Genomic DNA, 7623 nt, shown 5'->3' with positions numbered 1-7623 from the left:
CTGACCAAGGGGATGATCAGCTGAAGATCCATGACCATGGCCAGAATGGACACGGAAATGAGGATGGACCCGAAGCCCGTCAGGCCCTGGGTGAACCCGGCAAAAAAGATGACGGCCAGAAAGATGGCCGTCAGGGTCGAACTCATCACGATCAGGACTCGATGTTGTATTTCTTGAGTTTGTACTGAAGCAGACTCTTGGACAGACCCAGCAGGTCGGCGGCCTTGACCTTGACGAAGTCGCTTTTGGCTAGGGCCCGACGGATCAGGGCGGCCTCGATCTTTTCCAGGGTCTCGGACAGATTCCCCTGAAGAGGCAGAAGATCCACGGCGCTTTTCAGCTGCCGGTCCTCGTCCCGGAGTTCCGGAGGGAGATCGTCGATTTCGATGACCTGGCCCTGGGACAACACCACGCAGCGCTCGACCACGTTCTCGAGCTGCCGGACGTTGCCCGGCCAGTCGTACCCGGACAGGGCCTGCATGGCCTCGGCCGAGAACCCCTTGATCTGCTTCCTGTTTTCCTCGCTGTACCGAAGCAGGAAATGCCCGGCCAGCAGGGTGACGTCGTCCAGCCGGTCCCGCAGGGGCGGAATCTCGATGTTGACCACATTCAGGCGATAAAAGAGGTCTTCCCGCATCCGGTTCTCCTCCACCAGGCGGCGAAGATCCTTGTTGGTGGCCGCCACCAGACGGAAATCGGCACTGATGGTCTCGCTCCCTCCGACACGCTCGAACTTCTTCTCCTGGAGAACCCGCAACAACTTGACCTGGAGTTCGGGAGACAGCTCCCCGATCTCGTCCAGGAAAAGGGTCCCGTTGCTGGCCAACTCGAACCGACCGCTCTTGCGGGCCACGGCCCCGGTGAAGGAACCCTTTTCGTGCCCGAACAGCTCGCTCTCCAGCACTCCGGGGTTCAGGGACATACAGTTCACGGAGATGAAGGCGTTGTCCCGCCGATCCGACGAGTAGTGGATGGCCCTGGCCACCATCTCCTTGCCCGTGCCCGACTCCCCGGTGATCAAAACCGTGCTCCGGGTCGGAGCCACCCGCTCCACCAGCCGAAGGACGTCCTGGATGGCCTTGCTCTGGCCGACGATGAGGTTCTTGGCGTAGCGCTCAGCCAGGGACCGGCGCAGAATCCGGTTCTGCTGTTCCGCCTGGGCCATCTGCATGGCCTTGGCCACCGATAGAAGCAATTCGTCGTTGGCAAAAGGCTTGGAAATGTAGTCAAAAGCCCCGCACTTCATGGCCTCCACGGCGTGGTCGATGCTTCCGAAGGCGGTCATGATCAGGACCGGGATGTAGGGAAAATTGCGGCGCACGTGTTCAAGGACCTGGCTTCCGCTGAGACCCGGCATCTTCATGTCGGTGATGACCACGTCCACCTCGGACTCCTCCAGAAAGGCCAGGCCCAGCTGGGGGTCGGACAGGGCCGTGATCTTGTAGCCTTCCTCCTCCAGAAGGGCTTGGAGAATGAGCAGATAGTTCTTTTCGTCGTCAAGGATCAGGATATGCTTGGACATGATTCCTTCTTGCTATTGATCAGACGGGCCGGTCGCTGAAGGTCAGGCGGACCAGGGCCCCGCCGTCCTTTCTGTTTTCGAGGATCAGGGCGGCCCCGTGGCCCTGGGCGATGGTGTCGACGATGGCCAGGCCCAGGCCGGTACCGGAATCCTTGGTCGTGTAAAACGGCTCCAGATACTTGTCGAGCAGTTCCGGCTCAAAGCCCGGGCCCTGATCCGTGATCACGACCGATGGGGATGGTCCCGCCTCGACCCGAATCTCCACGGACCCGCCCGAGGATTCCGTGGCCTGGCAGCCATTGACCACCAGGTTGTAGACCGCGCGGTAGAGCAGATCGGAATCACCCAGGACCTCCGACGGCCCTGACGGCTTGAAGACTATGCCGACCCCCCGGCTCTGCCACTCCCCACTGACGAAATCGACCACCCTTTGGGTCACGGCCGTCAGATCGACCCGGTCCCGTTTGGGCTGCTTGGGTCGGGCGTAGTCCAGAAAATCGTTCACCGTGGAACTCAGTCGTTTCGATTCCTCGAAGATGGCCTCCACGATGGGCGTCATGGCGTTGCCTTCCTTTTTGGCCCGCTTGAGCAGCAATTCGGCGCTGCTGCGGATGATCCCCAGAGGATTGCGGATCTCATGGGCGATGCTGGCCACCACCCGCCCCATGCCGGCCAATTTCTCGTTCTGGTGGAGCTCACGCTCCAGACGCTCCTTGTCCCGAACCCGCTCGGCGAAGATCCGGTCGGCCCGGTTGATGAGACCGAACAGGAGAAGAAACAGAATCAAAAAGGACCCGAAGCTGATGCCTGTAACCAGCCATTGAAAATGGATGACCTCGCGGTAGTCTTTGGTGACGTCCAGGGTGAATTCCAAGACGCCCATGAGCGGCCCGGGCGTGGTTCGCCAGCGCAAATCCCGCTCGGCCCGCAGCGGGTAGACCGTTCGCAGAACAAAGGTCTCCTCGGGCAGGTTCAGGCTGAGCATGGCCCGCCAGTTGGACATGGACCGATGCAGGTCGAAGGAGCTTTTCCCTTCGTCGATGGCCCGCTTGATCAGGGGGTCCTTGCCGAAAGACCGCCCCAGTTCCTCCCGCTCCGAGGAATAGGAAACCACGAACTCGTTGTCGTAGATACGGATGTCCAAGGGATGGAACCCGTGGACCGTGGAGACCACGACTTGATCCAGCCGGTCATACTGGCCCTGCTCTTTGAGCTGGACCCGCCCGAAGCCGATGACCGTGGGCAGGGTGAAGCGCTGATAAATCTGGTGGTTGAGATTCTCGGCCAGGAGCAGGGCCAGCTCCTGCTTCTTCTGGAGGATGGTCTTGCGGGCCGAGTTGGAGATGAGGACCGAAAGGAGCAGGCTGGAAACCAGGATCAGGAGAAAAGACCCCCAGGATAGGTACTTGACCAGCTGAAACGGCCGGGCCGGATCCTGCAGAAAGGTGCTACGCAAGAGAGCTTCCGCCCATGGCCTTGAAGGAGTTGATCAGCCCGTTGGTGGAGGAGTCGTGCCCGGCCACCGGGTCCGGCCCTTCCAGCTCGGGCAGGATGGCCTTGGCCAGCTGCTTGCCCAGCTCGACCCCCATCTGGTCGAAGGAGTTCACATTCCAGACTGTGCCCTGGACAAAGATCTTATGTTCGTACATGGCGATGAGCCGGCCCAGGGTGAAGGGGTCCATCCGTTGGACCAGGATAGAGGTCGTCGGCCGGTTGCCCGGAAAGGTTTTATGCGGAGCCAGGGCCTCGGCCCGGGCCCGGCCAAGCCCCAAGGCCAGCAGTTCGGAAACGGCCTCGGCCTCGGTCCGTCCCCGCATCAGGGCCTCGGTCTGGGCAAAAAAATTGGAAAGCAGGATGGCGTGGTGATTCCCCACCGGATTCAAGGACACGGCCGGGGCGATGAAGTCGCAGGGAATCAGGCGGGTGCCCTGATGAATAAGCTGGAAAAAGGCGTGCTGGCCGTTGGTTCCCGGCTCCCCCCAGACGATGGGGCCCGTGGCGTGGTCCACCCTCTCCCCGTCCAAGGTCACGGACTTGCCGTTGCTCTCCATGTCCCCCTGCTGAAAATAGGCCGCGAACCGATGCAGGTACTGGTCATAGGGAATGATGGCCTGGGTCTCGGCTCCCAGAAAGTTCACGTACCAGATGCCGAGCATGGCCATGATCACCGGGATGTTCGTCTCCACTGGGGTCGTGCGGAAATGCTCGTCCATGTCGTGGGCCCCGGCCAGAAGCTCCATGAACCGGTCCATGCCCACGGATAGGGCGATGGTCATGCCGATGGCCGACCACAGGGAGTAGCGCCCCCCCACCCAGTCCCAGAACTCGAACATGTTGGCCGTGTCGATGCCAAAGGCCGCCACGGCCTTGGCGTTGGTGGACAGGGCGATGAAATGCCTGGCCACAGCCTCGTCCCCCAGGGCTGCGGTCAGCCAGTCCCGGGCCGTGACCGCATTGGTCAAGGTCTCCTGGGTGGTGAAGGTCTTGGAGGCCACCACGAAGAGGGTCGTCTCGGGGTCCAGTCCGGCCAGGGTCTCGGCGATATGGGTTCCGTCCACGTTGGACACGAAATGGCAACGCGGCCCATCGGCATAGTGGGCCAGGGCCTCGGTGACCATGAGGGGCCCGAGATCCGAACCGCCGATGCCGATGTTGACCACGTCGTTCACGGCCCTGCCCGTGATCCCGGTCCAGGCCCCGGATCGGACCCGGCCAGTAAAGGTCCTCATCCTGGCCAGAACGGACCGGACCTCGGGCATGACGTCCTGGCCGTCGACCAGGATGGCCCGGTTGGACACATTCCGCAGAGCCACGTGGAGGACCGGCCGGTTCTCGGTCGTATTGATCCGATCCCCCCGAAACATGGCCTCGATCCGCTCCGGCACCCCACGTTCCCGGGCCAGAGCCATGAGAAGATTCATAGTCTCGGGCAGGATCTGATTTTTGGAATAGTCGAACAGGAAACCCTGGTGTCGGACGGAAAAGCGGTCAAACCGGTCCGGATCGGCCTCGAACATCTCGCGCATGTGCCGCCCGGCCATATCTCGGGCATGGGCGTCCAGGGCCTTCCAGACCCGGCATTCGGTCACTTTGGCCATGATCTCACCTCGGTTGGATGTCAATTTTCGACGAAAAGCCGACCCATGGCCTCAAGGGCCCGCTCCAGGGTCTCGTCGGCCGTGGCATAGGAGAGGCGAATGCAGCGGTCTTCACCGAAGGCCGCTCCAGGAACCAGGGCCACCCCGCACTCCTCGAGGATTTTGGCGCACAGGTCTGACGAGCCGTTCACCCCGTTCCGGTAATGGGCGTCAACCCTGGGGAAGAGGTAAAAGGCCCCGTCGGCCCTGGGACAGACCACTCCCGGCCAGGATCGGACCCGCTCCAAGGCCAGATCCCGCCGGCGAACAAAAGCTTGCCGCATCTCCTCCACCAGATTCCAGGGCCCTTCCAGGGCGGCCAAGGCCGCCTTCTGGGCGATGGAACAGACATTGGACGTGCTCTGGCCCTGGAGCTTGCACATGGCCTTGACCAGATCGGCGTGGGCCAGGGCGTAGCCCACCCGCCAGCCGGTCATGGCGAAGCTCTTGGCCAGGCCGTTGACCACGGCCACCCGCTCCGGGAACCGTTGCCACCACAATGATGCTCCGGCATGTCCCTCGGCCGAATAGACCAGTTGGTCGTAAATCTCGTCGCTGATGACGAAAAGCCCGGGCTTGGACATGGCCCAGTCCATGATCTCGTCAAAAGCCCTTGGGGAATATACCGCGCCCGTGGGGTTCGAGGGTGAATTGAGGATTAGGACCCGGCACTCGGCCGTCCAGGCCCGATCCAGGGCCTCAACCGTCACCAGGTAGCCGTTCTCGGCCTCGCTTGGGACGATGACGCTCTCCCCTCCGGCTAGGGTTGCCATGTCCGGGTAGCTGACCCAATAGGGGGCCGGAACAAGAACCTTTTCCCCGGGATCCACCAGAACCTGAAGGAGATTGTAGAGGGCCTGCTTGCCGCCGTTGGAAACGATCGTATGCTCCGGTCCGGCCGAGGTCTTGTACCAGCGGTTGAAATACCCGGCCACGGCCCGGCGCAGCTCCGGAATCCCGGCCTCGGCCGTGTACCTGGTGAAACCCTGGTCGATGGCCTCCTTGGCCGCCCGGCAGACATGTTCCGGAGTCCTGAAGTCGGGCTCGCCCACGGCCAGGCTGATGACGTCCCGGCCGGCGGCCTTGAGTTCCTGGGCCTTGGCGTTCACGGCCAGGGTGGCCGACGGGGCCACGCGAGAAATTCTGTTCGACAGTTTCATATCCCTCCCCCTGAGGAATTCGCCGTTTGCGAGTCGGCCCCGGTTCCTACCAGGAGACCGGCAGACTGACCTGAAGCCCGGCCTTGTTTTGAAAAACGAGATGCCCCTTGTCCCGGCCGTGGAGGTAGAGATCCCGGGTCACGGCCACGTCCTGGGTGCAGTATTCGACGATCTCCCGAATCCGCCCCTGCTTCCACCACTTCAACGCCTGCAGGCCGTCGGCCGACTTGGCAGCGTTCAAAGTATATTGGGCCAAGTGCCCCAGTGAAAGTCGGTAGCCAAGCCTTTCCTGAACCTTGGCCAGAATGTCCAGGGTCGGCAGATCCCTGAAGGGAAATTGTGAATACCCCTGGAGCACCCGGTAGTCAAAACGGATGATGTTGAATCCCACCACCAGGTCCAGGCTTCGCAGGTCTTCAACCAGGGCCGGAATGTCCTCGGCCATGTAGGTCGTGAACCGATCCGGGCCAGAGTCGTAGAGGACGGCGCAGGAAACCCCCATGGCCTCCGGCCGCCCCCAGCCTCCGACCTCATGAGCCGAATGGCGGGTTTCCAGATCGAAAACCCCGAACCGAATCCGGGACACGGCCTTGGACGGTGCCGGAATCTCCGGTTCGTTCTCCGGAATCGCGACCTCGGAGAACTGGACTGCTGTTCCCGGGGCCAGCATCCCCCGCATGATGGCCTGGGCCGCCTCCTTGTCCAAGGGCCGGTTACCCGACCCACATCGGGGAGAATGGACACAGGATGGACATCCGAAGGTGCAGGGACAGCGGGAGACCGCCTCGAGGGTGTGCTCCAGAATTTCCCGGGCCTTGGCGAACCCGGCCCTGGTCAGGCCCGCGCCGCCGGGCACCCCGTCATAGACAAACACGGCCGCCTGCCCCAACTGGTCGTGGCAGGGAACCGAGATTCCGCCCAGGTCGTTCCGGTCCGTGAGCACGAACAGGGGCATCATGGCGATCAAGGCGTGCTCCAGGGCATGTATGCCCCCCATGAAATGGAGCATGTCCCGCTCCAGTTTGGATTGGATGGCCTCGGGAACGATGACCCACAGACCCTCAGTCTCGAACTCCAGAGGCGGCAGATCCAGATCTTCCCGACCGACCAACCGACCGGTCCGGGTACTGCGCTTCTCGTATCCCGTGACCCGCTCGGTGATCAGGACCCGACCGAGATGAACCGAGGTCGAACCCAGTGCCCGGCTCTCCAAGGTCCGAAGGATCCGGGTGGTCTTGGCGCTCAGGGCCCGGGTGTAGTGCTTCGGATCGTCGGCCTCGACGAGAATCGTGGCCGAATCCACATCCAGGTCCTGAACCACGTGGGTCCGTCCCTGATGGACGTAGACAGCCCCGGGATGGGCCTCGTGCCAGGCCCGATGGCGGTCCATGCTTCCGATAAGCTCACCCGTCGAGACGTCGTGAATGGAAAACTCCGATCCGGCCCCGCGAAGATCCACCTCCCGCTGGGGGTGTCGACTCCGGCTGACATACCCCACCCCGTCGTCGGTCTCCAGCAGTCGGCCTTCTTGGATCAGACCGGCCAGACACTTTCGGATCTCCGGCAGGCCGATCATCTCCTCCCCGTCTTCGATCATCAGGTCGGCCAGAAAGGCGACGCACTCGGGCGTCAGCGGGGCCGTGTTCAACGCGGCGGTCAGGGCCTCGACGCCCTGGCGAAGAGCGCGCAACAGATGCCGGGCCAAAAAGAACTCGCGGAAGCTCTTGTGGGAAAACCCGTAGAGGCCGTCTGCGGTGCGGGTGAGAAAGGCGGCGGTGCGCAGCTCCAGATCCACCCGGTCCTG

At 62.6% G+C, this 7623-nt stretch carries 6 protein-coding genes; all 6 read right to left on the bottom strand.

All coding sequences use genetic code 11. From position 1 onward, the window contains the following. Positions 1 to 149 (bottom strand): sulfite exporter TauE/SafE family protein (locus EOM25_10630; protein NCC25631.1); only part of this gene is annotated, 149 nt, incomplete at its 3' end. 2 nt (positions 150 to 151) lie between these two features. Next, on the bottom strand, positions 152 to 1522 hold the full coding sequence (locus EOM25_10625; protein ID NCC25630.1) for a sigma-54-dependent Fis family transcriptional regulator: 1371 nt from the start codon (positions 1520 to 1522) through the stop codon (positions 152 to 154). 19 nt (positions 1523 to 1541) lie between these two features. Next, entirely contained in the window at positions 1542 to 2963 is a 1422-nt protein-coding gene (locus tag EOM25_10620; GenBank protein ID NCC25629.1) for a two-component sensor histidine kinase, read from the bottom strand. 7 nt (positions 2964 to 2970) lie between these two features. Beyond that, positions 2971 to 4620, bottom strand: a complete 1650-nt coding sequence (locus EOM25_10615) for a glucose-6-phosphate isomerase (protein NCC25628.1) — start codon at positions 4618 to 4620, stop codon at positions 2971 to 2973. A gap of 20 nt (positions 4621 to 4640) precedes the next feature. After that, entirely contained in the window at positions 4641 to 5819 is a 1179-nt protein-coding gene (locus tag EOM25_10610; protein ID NCC25627.1) for a pyridoxal phosphate-dependent aminotransferase, read from the bottom strand. Positions 5820 to 5865: 46 nt separating this feature from the next. Then, the coding region (locus tag EOM25_10605; GenBank protein ID NCC25626.1) for a DUF1998 domain-containing protein at positions 5866 to 7623 on the bottom strand (1758 nt) is incomplete at its 5' end.

It is taken from the genome of Deltaproteobacteria bacterium, from assembly GCA_009929795.1.
In the GTDB taxonomy this organism is placed as follows: Bacteria; Desulfobacterota; Desulfovibrionia; order Desulfovibrionales; family Desulfomicrobiaceae; genus RZZR01.
This window is presented reverse-complemented; position numbering and strand designations above follow the sequence as displayed.